This window comes from Microbacterium sp. 67-17 (assembly GCF_001898325.1).
In the GTDB taxonomy this organism is placed as follows: Bacteria; Actinomycetota; Actinomycetes; order Actinomycetales; family Microbacteriaceae; genus Microbacterium; species Microbacterium schleiferi.
This window is the reverse complement of the sequence record NZ_MKTR01000007.1, coordinates 18,098-32,705: the sequence shown is the minus strand read 5'-3', so window position 1 is coordinate 32,705 and position 14,608 is coordinate 18,098. Positions and strand designations below refer to the sequence as shown.

Annotated in this window: 16 protein-coding genes and 1 pseudogene; 7 read left to right on the top strand and 10 right to left on the bottom strand. The window is 66.9% G+C overall.

Going from position 1 to position 14,608, the window contains the following annotated elements; all coding sequences use genetic code 11:
• Positions 1–58: 58 nt before the first annotated feature.
• From BGO47_RS02985 to ychF, 5 genes are all read right to left on the bottom strand, one after another.
• A complete protein-coding gene (locus tag BGO47_RS02985) occupies positions 59–889 on the bottom strand; it encodes an oxidoreductase (RefSeq protein WP_292708425.1) in 831 nt (276 codons plus the stop codon).
• Positions 890–930: 41 nt separating this feature from the next.
• Positions 931–1,608, bottom strand: coding sequence for an alpha/beta hydrolase (locus BGO47_RS02980; RefSeq protein ID WP_292708423.1), 678 nt, complete (start codon positions 1,606–1,608; stop codon positions 931–933).
• A 120-nt stretch (positions 1,609–1,728) separates the two neighbouring features.
• On the bottom strand, positions 1,729–2,685 hold the full coding sequence (locus BGO47_RS02975; protein ID WP_292708421.1) for a hypothetical protein: 957 nt from the start codon (positions 2,683–2,685) through the stop codon (positions 1,729–1,731).
• Between the two features lie 77 nt (positions 2,686–2,762).
• The gene (locus tag BGO47_RS02970; protein WP_292708419.1) at positions 2,763–3,731 is read right to left on the bottom strand and encodes an alpha/beta hydrolase; all 969 of its coding nucleotides are present in this window, start codon (positions 3,729–3,731) and stop codon (positions 2,763–2,765) included.
• Between the two features lie 137 nt (positions 3,732–3,868).
• Complete coding sequence (gene ychF, locus BGO47_RS02965) at positions 3,869–4,942, bottom strand: redox-regulated ATPase YchF (RefSeq protein WP_292708416.1); 1,074 nt, start codon at positions 4,940–4,942, stop codon at positions 3,869–3,871.
• Positions 4,943–5,025: 83 nt separating this feature from the next.
• On the opposite strand from ychF, the gene BGO47_RS02960 reads away from it, so the two are divergent.
• Both BGO47_RS02960 and BGO47_RS02955 read left to right on the top strand, forming a co-directional pair.
• On the top strand, positions 5,026–5,625 hold the full coding sequence (locus BGO47_RS02960; protein WP_292708414.1) for a 3'-5' exonuclease: 600 nt from the start codon (positions 5,026–5,028) through the stop codon (positions 5,623–5,625).
• A 72-nt stretch (positions 5,626–5,697) separates the two neighbouring features.
• Complete coding sequence (locus tag BGO47_RS02955) at positions 5,698–7,041, top strand: DNA recombination protein RmuC (RefSeq protein ID WP_292708412.1); 1,344 nt, start codon at positions 5,698–5,700, stop codon at positions 7,039–7,041.
• Here the strand turns inward: BGO47_RS02955 and BGO47_RS02950 are convergent.
• The 3 genes from BGO47_RS02950 to BGO47_RS02940 form a co-directional block, all read right to left on the bottom strand.
• A complete protein-coding gene (locus tag BGO47_RS02950; protein ID WP_292708410.1) occupies positions 7,022–7,246 on the bottom strand; it encodes a UDP-N-acetylmuramyl pentapeptide phosphotransferase in 225 nt (74 codons plus the stop codon). The two genes, BGO47_RS02955 and BGO47_RS02950, sit on opposite strands and share 20 nt — an antisense overlap.
• Before the next feature lie 119 nt (positions 7,247–7,365).
• Positions 7,366–8,355, bottom strand: coding sequence for a class II fructose-bisphosphatase (gene glpX, locus BGO47_RS02945; RefSeq protein ID WP_292708408.1), 990 nt, complete (start codon positions 8,353–8,355; stop codon positions 7,366–7,368).
• A gap of 148 nt (positions 8,356–8,503) precedes the next feature.
• Positions 8,504–8,833: a hypothetical protein gene (locus tag BGO47_RS02940; RefSeq protein ID WP_292708406.1), complete on the bottom strand. Its 330-nt coding sequence runs from the start codon at positions 8,831–8,833 to the stop codon at positions 8,504–8,506.
• 185 nt (positions 8,834–9,018) lie between these two features.
• Between BGO47_RS02940 and fbaA the strand changes: the two genes are divergently transcribed.
• Positions 9,019–10,050 carry a class II fructose-bisphosphate aldolase gene (gene fbaA, locus BGO47_RS02935; RefSeq protein ID WP_292708404.1) on the top strand — a complete coding sequence of 344 codons (1,032 nt, stop codon included), beginning with the start codon at positions 9,019–9,021 and terminating at the stop codon, positions 10,048–10,050.
• 45 nt (positions 10,051–10,095) lie between these two features.
• Here the strand turns inward: fbaA and BGO47_RS02930 are convergent, their stop codons facing one another.
• Together BGO47_RS02930 and BGO47_RS02925 are read right to left on the bottom strand one after the other, a co-directional pair.
• The gene (locus tag BGO47_RS02930) at positions 10,096–10,659 is read right to left on the bottom strand and encodes a DUF6264 family protein (protein ID WP_292708402.1); all 564 of its coding nucleotides are present in this window, start codon (positions 10,657–10,659) and stop codon (positions 10,096–10,098) included.
• The gene (locus BGO47_RS02925) at positions 10,656–11,702 is read right to left on the bottom strand and encodes a 4-hydroxy-3-methylbut-2-enyl diphosphate reductase (protein ID WP_292708400.1); all 1,047 of its coding nucleotides are present in this window, start codon (positions 11,700–11,702) and stop codon (positions 10,656–10,658) included. The genes BGO47_RS02930 and BGO47_RS02925 overlap by 4 nt, the downstream gene beginning before the upstream one ends.
• 55 nt (positions 11,703–11,757) lie before the next feature.
• Between BGO47_RS02925 and xseA the strand changes: the two genes are divergently transcribed.
• The 4 genes and pseudogenes from xseA to BGO47_RS02905 all read left to right on the top strand — a co-directional run.
• Entirely contained in the window at positions 11,758–13,053 is a 1,296-nt protein-coding gene (xseA, locus tag BGO47_RS02920; protein WP_292708398.1) for an exodeoxyribonuclease VII large subunit, read from the top strand.
• Between the two features lie 10 nt (positions 13,054–13,063).
• The gene (locus BGO47_RS02915) at positions 13,064–13,312 is read left to right on the top strand and encodes an exodeoxyribonuclease VII small subunit (RefSeq protein WP_366246868.1); all 249 of its coding nucleotides are present in this window, start codon (positions 13,064–13,066) and stop codon (positions 13,310–13,312) included.
• Positions 13,312–13,956, top strand: a complete 645-nt coding sequence (locus BGO47_RS02910) for a DUF4245 family protein (protein WP_292708394.1) — start codon at positions 13,312–13,314, stop codon at positions 13,954–13,956. The genes BGO47_RS02915 and BGO47_RS02910 overlap by 1 nt, the downstream gene beginning before the upstream one ends.
• Positions 13,957–13,964: 8 nt before the next feature.
• Positions 13,965–14,588, top strand: a pseudogene (locus BGO47_RS02905) (carbonic anhydrase); the annotation flags it as partial.
• Positions 14,589–14,608 lie beyond the last annotated feature (20 nt).

The window sequence follows — 14,608 nt, the reverse complement described above, 5'->3', positions numbered from 1 at the left end:
GCCGTCGCGGGCCTTGACATCCGACGCCCGCAGCGCCTTCGTACCTCGGACGCCAGGACTACATGGCCAGACGTCTGAGGATGAGATCCATCACCCGGTCTGGCAACAGGCGACGCGCAGCGACGACGATCTTGGCCGATGCCGGGGTTGCGTAGCGGGTCTTCGGGCGCCTCGCGGTCGCCGCCCGCACAATCGCCGCGGCGACGTCCTCGGGCGTCCCGGATGCCGGCGAGTCATCGACGCGCTCGTAGTTGCGGACGAGGGCTCGGGCCTGCGCGGCATACGGACCGGCACCCGAATACTCCTGCGCGCTGCGACGGGAGATCGTGTTCCATTCGGTGCGGATCGGCCCGGGCTGGATGATGACGACGTCGATCCCGTGCGGGGCGAGTTCGATCCGCAGCGAGTCCGAGAGCCCTTCGACCGCGAACTTCGTGGCGTGATACCAGGAGCCGATCGGTTCGTAAATGCGCCCACCGATGGAGGAGACGTTGATGATCCGGCCTCGCCCGAGGGCGCGCATCGTCGGGAGCGCGAGTTGCGTCAACCGCGCCAGACCGAAGACGTTGACCTCGAACTGCCTGCGCGCCTCCTCGATGGGCACGTCCTCGAGAGCCCCGTAAGACCCGTACCCCGCGTTGTTGACGAGCACGTCCAGACGCCGCTGCTCCTGAAGAATGCGGTCGACGCCGGCCCGCAGCGACGCGTCATCCGTCACATCCATCTCGAGCACCTGGCACCCGGATGCCGTGAGTTCCTGCATCCGGTCGACTCGACGGGCTGCGCCATAGACGATCCAGCCCCGCGCGGCGAGGGCGAGTGCTGTGGCGTGACCGATCCCCGAGGAGGCGCCGGTGATGAGGGCGACGGGGCGTGGCTTCGGGCTCATTCCCCTAGTTCATCACGCCCGGTGGTGCTCCGCTGCGGATGTCAGTCCCAGTCGAGGTAGTCCTCGATGGGCCATGCAGTTTCGCCGACGTGGGTGAGCGGGAACAGGTCGCGCGCGCCCTCGATCGTGACGACGCTGATCCGGTCGGGAGCGATGGCGGCGAGCGCCTGACCGTTTGCCGGCGGAGCCACCTCGTCATCCGCTCCCTGGATGATCAGGATGGGGACGCCGGGCGGGACCTCGAGCGCGCCGATCTCGGGCGTGGCGCCGCGAGCAGAGCTCTGCATGGCGACGAGGTCGGGCTTGCGAGCGTTCTCCGGGATCTCGGAGGCAGCGGATGCCGCGGCATCCTCGGGTCCGTCAACGCCGAGAAGCAGGAGTCCACCGAACCGCCCGGGGTGGCCGAGGGAAGCGATACGTGCCACCGTGCCCCCGAAACCGTGTCCACCGACCCAGGGGAAAGCGAGGCCGAGGTGGTCCATCACGTCGATGATGTCCTGAGCGAGATCATGCATCGTCGGCTCGACGCCAGCTTGCGGACGACGACTTCCGATCCGCACGACGTGGAAGTCCTCCTCGGCGAGTGCTTCAGCAAGCGGGCCGAGGTAGCCGATGTTCAACCCCTGCCCGGGCAGCAGCACGAGGGCCGGGCCGTTGCGGCGGTCGTCGGCGTACGGGATCGCTCGCCCATCGGGTTCGAACGTCTCGATCTCAGCCATCGTATGGGCCCCTCCTCGGTGCATGGCTCTTGTCACAGCACGAGGAATCGCTACCACCGGCACGCACCCTGCACGACCTTATCCGACGCGACGTGCTCCGTGTCTGCGTGCGTGAGGTACTCAGGGGGCCACGAGGCGCAAGAGCAGCTCCGCCGTGAGGTACCGTGCACGTCCCAGCGGCGAGCGCGGGTCGTAGCCGAGATCGCGCGTGAGCGCCTCGTGGCGCGCCTGGACAGTCGAGTGATGCATGCCCAAGGCCGCGGATGCGCCGCGCAGACTGTCTGTGTTGACAAGGGCATCCAGAACGTCTCGGGACCTCGGATCTAGTCCCGCAAGAGTTGTCACGTCCTCGGGAGGCGCAGAGGGGTCGAACGCCCCGACGGCGAGCAAAAGTGAGCCGAGTTCGCCAGCGTCAACCACCGGGTGAGCAGGACCGGTCAAGCGCAAGGCCAGCGTTGCGGCCTCCCATCCCTCCGGCAGGAGATCAGCGCGAACCCACGGGCTGATACCGCCCCGCGCTGGTGCCTCCCGAGTCGAATCGAGGAGCAGTCCTCGCAGCACACCTGCGTGCCCAGCGAGCAGCACGGAGCCGGGTTCATCATGGTCGGGAGGAAGCGCGGCAATGCGCACCCGGCTCGAGGCATCCAGGCGAAGGCGCGCAAGAGAAGCGACGCGATCGGCTCGTGGGCGGTCCCTGTCGATGACGATCTCGAGAGCAGCGTCGGGCTCATGGCGAGCGAGAGTCACAGTGACTGCGAGCGCGAACCGTTCGACAACCATCTCATCTGCAACGACGTGGATGTCACCGCGCTCGAGCCAGACCCGACCTCCCGGTACGTCCCGAGCCGGCGACGTGACCACAGGATCGCCATCGACCTGCCGACCTGATGCATCGCGACGGCGGATGCGATCGCGGTGCTCAAGGCCCGCGGTTACGCCCGAAAGGGTCGCAGCGGCACGCAGCAGCGCATCGATCCCTGCCCCCGCTCCGACGAGCGCGTCGAAATACGTGATCACCTTGAGGGTCTCGCTGGCCTCGGGATCAAGAGCAGTAATGCGACCCACAAGCTCCTGCATGCGCTTCACCCACCTCGGGGCGCTCCACGGCGAGGCCCCGCGCTCACCTTAGCGGGAGCACGGGTCGTCCGCCTCAGTTACTGGGAGAGAAGTCGCGCCACCCACGCGTCGCGGGCGGCGACCATCGCCTGACCGATAGCCGATTGCGGGGCCATCTGATCGAACCCGTGGAACCCTCCCGGCCATACGTGGAGTTCGGCCTGCGTACCCGCATGCCACAGTGCCGTCGCATACGCGACGTCCTCGTCGCGGAAGACCTCGACGGAGCCGCAGTCGATGAACGCGGGCGGGAGCCCGGACAGATCGGTCGCGCGCGCGGGAGCGGCGTAGATCGACACGTCCGCGGTGCCGCGGCGGTCGCCCAGGAGGGCCGACCATCCCGTGATGTTGCTCGTGCGATCCCACACGCCGACACCGTTGACCTGGGCAGTAGAGACCGTCTCATCCCGGTCATCGAGCATCGGATAGATCAAGACCTGCCCGGCCAGCGCCGGTCCCTGACGATCACGCGCGAGGAGGGCCGTACCCGCAGCCAGGCCTCCGCCCGCGCTCGCGCCGGCGATGATGAGCCTCTCAGGATCGATGCCCAGCTCGTGCGCGTTCTCGGCCGTCCACACCAACCCCGCATAGCAGTCCTCGATCGGATAGGGATCGGGGAACTCGGGGGCCAAGCGATACTCAACGGTGACAGCCACAGCACCGTGCTCGACAATCCACGGCAGGATCTGGCCGATGCCGGTGAACCTGTCGCCGATGATCATTCCCCCACCATGAGTGTGGAACACGCCGGGTCCGACACCGGTACTGCCAATCCGACGCAGCACGCTGACTTCGATATCTGCCGCGCCGTAGCCCGGTATCACGTGGTCGACGCGTTCGACACCAGCTTCGGCAAGAAGCTCATCGATCGGAATCGCACCGGGGAGACCCTGCCGCAGCACGGGGATCATCTCTGGCGTGATAGCCGGTGGAAGCGCCTCAGCGAGGACTGCAAGCACAGCCTCAAGTTCCGGATCGAACGGTGGGCGTGGGAGCGTTTCAGCCATGGGAACTCCTTCGTTCTCCATCGTGAGCAGTTGTGTCCACAGCATTCACCGCGGCGGTTCGTGCCGCGACCGCCGAACGTGGCAGATCACCACCACAAGACCCGCCAGGCGGCGCACCGAGTACTTCGCGACGCAACTCAGTTGTTGAAGCGGAACTCCACCACGTCGCCGTCCTGCATGACGTAGTCCTTACCTTCAAGCCGCGCCTTGCCGCGAGCGCGGGCTTCGAGCACCGAACCCGCGTCGACGAGATCGTCGAACGAGATGACCTCGGCCTTGATGAAGCCCTTCTCGAAATCGGTGTGGATGACGCCGGCGGCCTGCGGCGCCTTCCATCCCTTGCCGATCGTCCAGGCGCGGGCCTCCTTCGGGCCGGCGGTGAGGTAGGTCTGCAGGCCCAGAGTGTCGAACCCGATTCGGGCGAGCTGATCGAGACCGGACTCCGCCTGGCCGGTGGAGGCAAGCAGTTCTGCGGCATCCTCGGGGTCGAGGTCGATGAGCTCGGACTCGATCTTCGCGTCGAGGAAGACCGCCTGTGCGGGAGCGACGAGCGCCGCGAGGTTCGCCTTGGCGTCGGCATCGGTCAACACCGCCTCGTCCACGTTGAACACGAAGATGAAGGGCTTTGCGGTCAGCAGACCGAGCTCACGGATCGGGGCCAGCTCGATTCCGGAGGCCGAGAGCAGCGTCCCGCGCTCGAGCGCGTCTTTCGCGGCGAGCGCGGTCTCGAGCACGACCGGGTCGAGCTTCTTGCCCTTGACCTCTTTCTCGTACCGCGTGATCGCCTTCTCGAGCGTCTGGAGGTCAGCGAGCTGCAGCTCGGCGTTGATGGTCTCCATGTCGTTCTTCGGGTCGACGGCTCCGTCGACGTGCACGACATCCGAATCGGCGAAACCGCGCACGACCTGGGCGATGGCGTCGGCTTCGCGGATGTTGGCGAGGAACTGGTTACCCAGGCCCTCCCCCTCTGACGCGCCGCGGACGATGCCGGCGATGTCGACGAACGAGACGCTGGCCGGAAGAATGCGCTCGGATCCGAAGATTCCCGCGAGGGTGTTCAAGCGCGGGTCGGGGAGGTTGACGACGCCGACGTTCGGCTCGATCGTCGCGAACGGGTAGTTCGCCGCGAGCACCTGATTCTTCGTCAGGGCGTTGAAGAGGGTCGACTTGCCGACATTCGGGAGTCCGACGATTCCGATGGTAAGAGCCACGGGGGTCCAGTCTACGGGGGCAGCGCGCCCTCGCCTCGGCGCGCCTCGGGTGCGATGTCGGATGGGCACGCGATGCTGAAGCCGTGTCACTGGATTTCACCGCAATCGACTTCGAAACGGCGAATTCCAGCAATGCCTCAGCGTGCGCCGTCGGGCTTGCCCGCGTGCGTGACGGGCAGATCGTCGAGACGGCGGGTTGGCTTATCCGTCCACCGTTCCCCCACGACCGGTTCTTCGAGATCAACACCCGCATCCACGGGATCCGCGAACAGGACGTCGTAGACGCGCCGACCTGGGCACAACAACTGCCGGGTCTGTGCGATTTCATCGGCGATGACGTCGCGATCGCCCACAACGCCGGCTTCGATATGAGCGTCATCCGCCGGGCCTGCGAGGCAACCGGAACTGCCTGCCCTGACCTGACCTACGCGTGCACGGTGCAGATCTCACGACGCACCTACGACATCCCGTCTCACCGCCTTCCGGCCGCGGCAGCCGCCGCCGGATACGCGGGTTTCGTACACCACGAGGCCGTCGCGGATGCCGTCGCCTGCGCACACATCGCGATCGATGCTGCCCGTCGCACAGCCGCACCTGACATCACGTCCCTCGCCGAAGCACTCGGGGTCCGGCTCGGGCGCCTCGAGGGATTCGCCGCAGCACCCGAGACGATCTTCGCCTGACACGCCACGACCTCTGCCTCGGTCACGGCGCGGTGAACCGGCGATGTCGGTGGCCCGCGGCATCCTGACGACATGGACGCATTACTGGTGTCGGGAATCATCCTCGGGAGCCTCGCGGCAGGCCTCATCGCGGGGTGGGCCTTCGGTGCGACGGGGGCGCGGGCGCGATCGATAGCCCAGCTCGCCGCGGTGCGCGAGCAGCTGGCCGCAACCTCCGCCGCACACGAGGCGACGCTCGTGCAGCTGGCCCAGCAGAAGGAGTGGTACCGCGACCTCGTCACCCAGACCCGCTCTGATCAAGCAGTCCGCGAAGAACGCGAGCGACGCGAACAATCGGTCCTCCGCGCCCTCGAACCGGTGCGCGAGACACTGCAGTCGATGCAGGTGGCGGTTGCCGAGCTCGAACGCGAACGCCAGAACCAGTACGGCACGATCGCCGAGCAGCTGCGGCGAGCGCAGCAGTCCGATGAGGCTCTGCGCGCCACGACCGAGAGCCTTGCCAGTGCCCTCCGTTCCGGCAGCACCCGAGGCGTCTGGGGCGAGACCCAGCTGCGCCGCGTCGTCGAGGCTGCGGGGCTGACGCGGCATGTCGATTTCGACATCCAGTCGACGATCGAAACGGATGCCGGCGCTGGCCGCCCCGACATGATCATTCGCCTGCCGGGAGATAAGGCCATCGCCGTCGACGCCAAGGTGCCACTTGACGCCTACCTCGAGGCCGCAGCGGTCCCCGACACCGCAGTCGGCGCCGAAGCAGCATCCCGACGTGCGCTCATGGACAAGCACGTCAAGGCCATGCGCGCACACGTCGACGCCCTCGCGAAGAAGACCTACTGGGCCGGTTTGACCTCGAGTCCCGAGTTTGTGATCTGCTTCGTGCCCAGCGAGTCGCTGCTGTCGACGGCACTGGATACCGACCCCACGTTGCTCGATTACGCGTTCGGGAGACGCGTCGCGCTGGCGTCACCGGTCAACCTGTGGGCAGTGCTGAAGACCGTCGCCTACACCTGGACGCAGCAGGATGTCACCGCGGACGCCAGACGCCTGTTCGATCTCGGCAATGAACTCTTCACGCGGCTCGGCGGCCTCGCATCGCACGCCAACGACCTGCGCCGGTCGATCGAGCGGACTGTCGAGTCCTTCAATCGCTTCGCCGGAACGCTCGAGTCCCGCGTGCTCGTGACGGCGAGGAAGTTCCCCGGAATCGATGACACGAAACTGGATGCCGTCACTGGCCCCGCAGCGATCGAGTCATCACCCCGTCACCTGACGGCGTTCGAACTCTTGGAACCGGATTCGGAGCGCGACACGAGTGGATCTGAGGTAACGACCGAAGACGATCCCACCGCTCGCATCACCGCTGAGCTCGGCGAAATCAGGGGTCGTATTCAGGCGCCTACGCACCGCCGGGAATGAGGCTCAGCAGGGCGACAACCGTGCCCGAGACCAAGATGAACGCTCCGATCGACCACCACACCGAGGGTTGATGCCCCACGGGGCGACGAACACGGAACAAGACATCCGGCCGTCGTGCGGGATCGCTGGCATCGGCGATCACGGCCTGAGCACCGGTGTGCGGTCCCGTACGGGGATTCCGGTCTTCGCTCGGTGGTGTCGACATGGCGTCACTCCTCGCTTCGGTTCGGACTCCTCCGATTCTGCCAGAGGTCCACGCCGAGGCTGCCGCACCGCGCCCGGGATGAGCGCCGCTCGTCAACGCAACGGGGTGCTCACGGGGACTCAGAGCCACTTCGACACGAGGTGCTCAGACGAGATCCGACGCAGCGTCCCCGATGCCCCACGGAGCACGACGCTTTCGGTGTAGACGTATCCACCTTCACGCCGAACCCCGGCGACGAGCTCGCCGTTGGTCACGCCGGTCGCAACGAAGATCGTGTTGTTGCCCCGAACCATGTCGTCGGCCTCGTAGATATGTCCGTCGACCTTGAGGCCCGCATCGATAGCACGCTGCGCCTCGTCGTCATTGCGAGGCCAGAGCCGGCCCTGGATGTGACCGCCAAGAGCCTTGATCGCGCAGGCCGTGACGATCCCCTCGGGGCTGCCTCCGATACCCACGCACATGTCGGTGCGTGCGTTGTGGCGGGCCGCGTTGATCCCGCCCGCGACATCGCCGTCGCTCATGAGGCGCGTGCCGGCACCTGCCTCACGGATCTCCTCGATGAGCTTGTCGTGACGAGGACGGTTCAGGACCGAAACGACGATCTCGTCGACCGGCTTTCCCAACGCCTGTGCGAGCAGGCGGATGTTCTCCGCGATCGGGAGGCGGATGTCGACCACGCCGACACCGGCGGGGCCGGTCACGAGCTTGTCCATATAGAAGACCGACGAGGCGTCGAGCATGGTGCCGTGATCCGAAACGGCAAGCACGGAGAGCGCGTTATTGCGACCCTCGGCCGTCAGGGAGGTCCCATCGATCGGGTCGACAGCGACGTCGCACTTCGGACCACGGCCGTTGCCGACGCTCTCGCCGTTGAAAAGCATGGGGGCGTCATCCTTCTCGCCCTCGCCGATCACGATGGTGCCGTCGAAGCTCACGGTGGTGAGGAACGCGCGCATCGCGTCAACCGCCGCGCCGTCGGCTGCCTCTTTGGCGCCGCGGCCGATGAAAGGCACCGACCGGATCGCCGCAGCCTCGGTCGCGCGGACCAGCTCGAGAGCCAGGTTCCGGTCGGGATGCAATGGGCTCATGTCTGCGGTCAGGCTCACCATGATTTCACCCTAGCCACGCTCGCGACCGGGCCCGCGAGGTTGCGCCCTGAGGTTGAGGTAAGAATTGCGGTTCTTGCCAGGTCAGAAAGCGATGGAGGTCACACGCCGCTGTGACCGCTCGAAGCGCCAGCGGCGCCGCCTTTCGCGGCTACGGTCGCACCACGGGCGCAGTCGTCGCATCGAAGTGCTGGGCCACCAAGAGAATCCCCCCGGACGAGTTCGCCGAGTTGGCCAGGTCCTCGATCCATTCACGACTGAGTTGCGGCGATTCCGGCTCATCGAAGACGAAGCGCAACGGAATGGACGGATGCAACCACAGGGTCGTGCGCCCCGGTTCCTGGTCGTCTGGGTGCTGCCACGACACCGTGAAACTCTCACCGCGGCGCAGCTTCGTGGCGATCACCACTTTGAGATGCGCAAGCGCGAGGTCATCGATGTAGATCGGGGTCGCCGATCCTCCGTAATAAACAGTTCCCATGCGCGCAACCCTACGTGCCGGGCCGTGAATAACGGCCGACATGGCAGAACCTTCATGTTTGGGTTCGGGGTCACCCGGCCGCGACGGAATCTCACGGCCGACCGCCTCGGCGCTCGTTGACGCGCTTCGCTAGAGTGACGGTGAACCCCCACCGAGGTGATTCCCCACCGACAAGGAGCGCACTCATGCCCGTCGCAACCCCCGACCAGTACGCCGAGATGCTCGACCGCGCCAAGGCGGGCGGGTTCGCCTACCCGGCCATCAACGTCTCCAGCTCGCAGTCCATCAACGCCGTGCTGCAGGGTCTGGCCGAGGCCGGTTCTGACGGCATCCTGCAGGTGACGACCGGCGGCGCCGATTACTTCGCCGGGCACACCGTCAAGGCGCGGGCCACCGGAGCGCTCGCAATGGCGAAGTTTGCCACCGAGGTCGCCAAGAACTACCCGATCACTGTCGCACTGCACACCGACCACTGCCCCAAGCCCGCCCTCGAAGACTTCGTGCTGCCGCTGCTTGCAGCATCCGAAGAGCAGGTGAAGGCCGGTGGCGAGCCGATCTTCCAGTCGCACATGTGGGATGGATCGGCGGTCCCGCTGGGCGAGAACATCGAGATCGCCAAGGAACTGCTTCCCCGGCTGAAGAACATCAACGCGATCCTCGAGGTCGAGATCGGCGTCGTCGGCGGCGAAGAGGATGGCGTCAAGCACGAGGGCACGAACGACGCGCTCTACACCACGACCGGCGACGTCGCCCAGGTGGTTGAGGCACTGGGCCTCGGAGACCAGGGACGCTGGATCGCCGCGCTCACCTTCGGCAACGTGCACGGCGTCTACAAGCCGGGCAACGTCAAGCTCAAGCCGGAACTGCTCGGCGAGATCCAGGAGGGTATCGCCGCGAAGTTCGGCACGGCGGCAAAGCCCCTGGACCTCGTCTTCCACGGTGGCAGCGGCTCGACCGAGGAAGAGATCGCCCTGGCCGTCGCGAACGGCGTGATCAAGATGAACATCGACACCGACACGCAGTACGCGTTCACGCGCTCCGTTGCCGGCTTCATGTTCAGCAACTACGACGGCGTCTTGAAGGTTGACGGCGAGGTCGGCAACAAGAAGGCCTACGACCCCCGCGCATGGGGCAAGGTGGCGGAGTCCGCGATGGCGGCACGCGTCGTCGAGGCCACCCAGCAGCTCGGTTCCGCGGGCAAGTCGCTCGGGGTCTGAGTTTCGCCGCGTCGGCGATCAGTCAGCCGACCCGCGTATCTGGCCTCAGGAGATCGAGGTCAGGTACGCGGTGAAGGCGGGGTCTGACATGAGCGGAACGATCGCCAGCGCGCCGACGACCAGATGAGTCACGACGGCGCCGACCAGCGGAACCCACCACGCGATCTTGCCGGCCATGGTCCGCCGCACCGAGAACCACGCGGTGATGAGGTAGCCGATGATCAGCGCGACGGCAGCTGCAGCGCCCCAGGTCTGTCCTCCATCGAGGTTTGTGAACTCGCCGGGGATCCCCATGACCTCGAAGACCGTTGCGGCGTACTGCGGGAAGTCCAAGAGCGCGAGGGCGGCGACAGCGACGTTGACCAACGCGTAGGCGAGCAGGGCGAAGGTGACGATACGGTCGATGGCTCGCGTGCGTCCGGGCCCGACCGAAGCGGGGGCTGCCGCGTCTGCGTTACTCCGGGATGCCGACGCCGCGGCATCCGTCACCGACTCGCCGGTCTCGAGCGACCACGTCGCGTCGGGCTTCTGGATGCGCGCTCGCTGCTCCTCCGGTGTCGCGTAAACGCCGTACTGCGGCTCGGGTCGGTCGTCTTTGTCGTCGCTCATGCGCGTACGCGTCCGCCCCGGTGTTCGCCCGAGCTCTGCCGCAGTTCCTTGGGAAGCGAGAACATCAGGTCCTCCTCGGCAGTGCGCACCTCTTCGACGTCGCGGTAGCCCGCGGCCGCGAGATCCTCGAGTACCTGCTGAACCAGGACCTCGGGAACCGATGCGCCGCTGGTGACACCGACACTGGCAACGCCGTCGAGCCACTCCTGCCGAATTTCGTCGGCGTAATCGACGCGGTAAGCCGCCTTCGCGCCGTACTCGAGCGCGACCTCGACGAGTCGCACACTGTTGGAAGAGTTTGCCGAACCGACCACGATCACCAGGTCTGCGCCCTGCGCGACCTTCTTGATGGCTACCTGGCGGTTCTGGGTCGCGTAGCAGATGTCATCGGAGGGCGGATCCTGCAACTCGGGGAACCGCTCGCGCAACCGCCTGACGGTCTCCATCGTCTCGTCCACCGAGAGGGTAGTCTGCGACAGCCACACCACGCGGGACGGATCCCGCACCTCGACCGTGTCGGCCTCCTCGGGCGAGTTCACAATCGTGATGTGCTCGGGTGCCTCCCCAGCGGTCCCCTCGACCTCTTCATGACCGAGGTGACCGATCAAGAGGATCTCGAACTCGTCACGGGCGAAGCGCACCGCTTCGCGGTGAACCTTCGTGACCAGTGGGCAGGTCGCGTCGATTGCCTGCAACTGGCGATCGGCTGCCGACTGCACGACGGCCGGCGACACACCGTGCGCGCTGAAGACGACGTGGGCGCCCTCCGGCACTTCGTCGACCTCGTCGACGAAGATCGCACCTTTCTGTTCGAGCTCGGTCACGACGTGGATGTTGTGAACGATCTGCTTGCGAACGTAGACGGGCGCACCGAATCGCTCGAGTGCCTTTTCGACCGCGATCACGGCTCGATCCACGCCCGCGCAGTATCCCCGGGGCGCAGCAAGCAGCACCCGCTTAGGTCGATCGACCGGGATATCCTGGAGGCGCTCACGGCGCCGCGGAACGCGGGGCATGGGCATGTGTACCGCGGGAGTGCTCATCGGTCCGATTCTACGGGGGCGGCCTGAGCGCGGGCCGGGCAAGCCGAAAGGGATCATGACGACGTTTCAGCCCGAGCACGTTCCCGGCCAGGCTCCGCCGCCGGATTCGGTGCATCCGCGGGATTCGAGCGCCCAGTCGCCGACCTCGGTTGCTCGCCTGGGCGAGACCATTCGCGGTTTTGTCGAAACGTGGGGATCGGTGTGGGTCGAGGGCGAGATCACATCGTGGAACCTTCGCGGCGGCAACGTCTTCGGACGCATCAAAGACCTCGCGACCGACGCGACCATCTCCATCCGAATCTGGTCGAGTACCCGCCAGCGACTTCCCGGCGACCTCGCCGTCGGCGATCGCGTCGTTGCGTGCGTCAAAGCCGACTACTTCACCCGCACCGGCGACTTCAGCTTTGCGGTTTCGGCGATGCGGCACGTGGGGCTCGGCGACCAGCTCGAGCGACTCGAGCGGCTCCGGGTCCAGCTGCGCGGCGAAGGGCTCTTCGATCCCGCCCGAAAGAAGCAGCTCCCCTTCCTCCCCCACCTCATCGGCCTGATCACGGGCGAGAACTCGGACGCCGAGAAGGACGTGCACCGCAACGCCGAACTACGCTGGCCGCGCGTGCGGTTCCGCACGCAGTACGCGGCGGTTCAGGGTGACCGCTGCGTGCCCGAAACGATCGCGGCTCTGAAGGTCCTGGATGCTGACCCCGACGTGGATGTGATCATCATCGCCCGCGGCGGCGGGGATCCCCAGACGCTCCTGGGATTCAGCGACGAACGGCTCGTGCGGGCGGTGGCGGCAGCATCCACCCCTGTGGTCAGCGCGATCGGACACGAGAACGACCATCCGATCCTCGACGATGTCGCCGATCTGCGCGCATCCACCCCGACGGATGCCGCCAAGCGCGTGGTCCCTGATGTTGCGGAGCAGAGGGCGCTCGTGTCCCAGTTGCTCAGCCGCGCTCGGACCAGGGTGACGCAGCGACTGGGTCACGACATCACCCAACTCGAGCAGCTTCGCTCGCGCCCCGTGCTGCGCAACCCCGAGAACGCCCTGGCCCAGCGAGCGCAGCACATCGAGCTCCTGGTCGCGCGAGGGCGCGACCACGCCGAACGAGCCGTGGCCGTGCAGACTCGGCAGACCGCGGAGCTGCGAGCGGCGGTGCGCGCCCTGTCCCCCGCTTCGACTCTTGCCCGCGGCTACGCCATCGCCCACGTCACCGGTGGGGTCATCGTCCGAGACGCCGCGCAGGCGCCTGCCGGTACCGACGTCACCGTGACGCTCGGGCGCGGCTCGTTCGCTGCACGTTCAGCAGGCGAGGTCGACGAGACCAGCGCCTCCGACGTGCCGCTCTAGGATGGAAGCCATGACCGCCGCGAACCCGCCTGCACCGGGGGACGTCGACGACCTGTCGTTCGAACAAGCTCGCGACGAGCTGGTTCGGGTCGTCGCAGCGTTGGAGCAGGGCGCACCGACCCTCGAGGAGTCGCTCCGGCTCTGGGAGCGTGGCGAGGCTCTGGCGGCACGATGTGAGCAGTGGCTCATCGGGGCGAAACAACGATTGGATGCTGCGCGCGCAGCCTCGACGCCCTCGCCGAGCGGAGACGAGTCGTGATGGCGCAGCGCGAGCGAATCGTCGCCGAGCTCGGCCGCCCCGAAACTCCCGAGGAGACAGCGGCGCGCAAGGCCGAGTCATCGCGCGTCTATCGCTCGAGCCAGACGTTTCGCAATCTCATCGCTGCCCTCGTCATCACCCTCGGGATCGTCGCGATCGTCATCTTCGCCGTGCCACGCGGCGAGCCACCAGCCCCAGAGCCGATCGAGGTCGCCGCGGTTGCCGCCGATGTCTCGGGCACGCTGGAGGGGTCGACCGCACTCGTCCCCGTCGTACCCGAGTCCTGGCTGGTCACCTCGGCCGGGGTCGCGGGAGACGACCCGCGTACGTGGACGGTGCTCTACGTCCCTGCCGACGACGCCGGGTTCGTGCGAGTCTCCCAGGGCTTTGGCGCCGACGCGACATGGCCGACACGCGAGCTCTCGGGAGCTGACGCCGCAGGCACGACGACGATCGACGGCGTCGAGTGGATCGAATACGACATCCCCGACCCCGCTCGCGCCGGCAATATCTCGGCTGCTCTGAGCACCACCGCCGGTGCCGACACAATCCTCGTCTACGGCGCAACGGATGCCGACACCCTCCGCGTGGTCGCGGCCGGTCTCGCCGATCAGATCGTCACCGCCCAGGAGGAGAACTCATGACGCCGATCGCGACTCCCGCCGAGGTGTGGGGCGACATGCGCGAAGGCAATGCCCGGTTCGTCTCGGGCGACCCCTCACACCCCCGGCAGGACGTGGAGCGCCGTCACGAGTTGGCCGGGGGTCAACGCCCGCGTGCCGCGCTGTTCGGGTGCGCCGACTCGCGCCTTGCGGCCGAGATCATCTTCGATCAGGGCCTCGGCGACCTGTTCGTCGTCCGAAACGCCGGTCAGGTCATCTCCGACTCTGTCGTGGGCAGCCTCGAGTACGCCGTCGCGGTTCTCGATGTTCCCCTGATCGTCGTGCTCGGACATGACGAGTGCGGTGCCGTGGCAGCAGCTATCGAGTCCACAACCGCTGATGCCCCCTCTCTTCCGCCGCACATCTGGCGACAGATCGCACCCATCGTTCCGGCGGTCAGGCGCGTCATCCGCGCTTCCGAAGGCGGATCGGTGGACGCCGAAGAGGTCGGCCGCGAGCACCTGCGTGACACCGTCGCAGAGCTCCTCCACTCCTCCGAGCTCATCAGCGATGCCGTCGCCGCCGGAACCCTCGCGATCGTCGGCGCGAACTATCGCCTGTCGGAGGGAACGGCGATCCCCGATGTCATCGTGGGCGCCGCCGAGAACCCCTGATCACTGCGGGCAGATGCCCG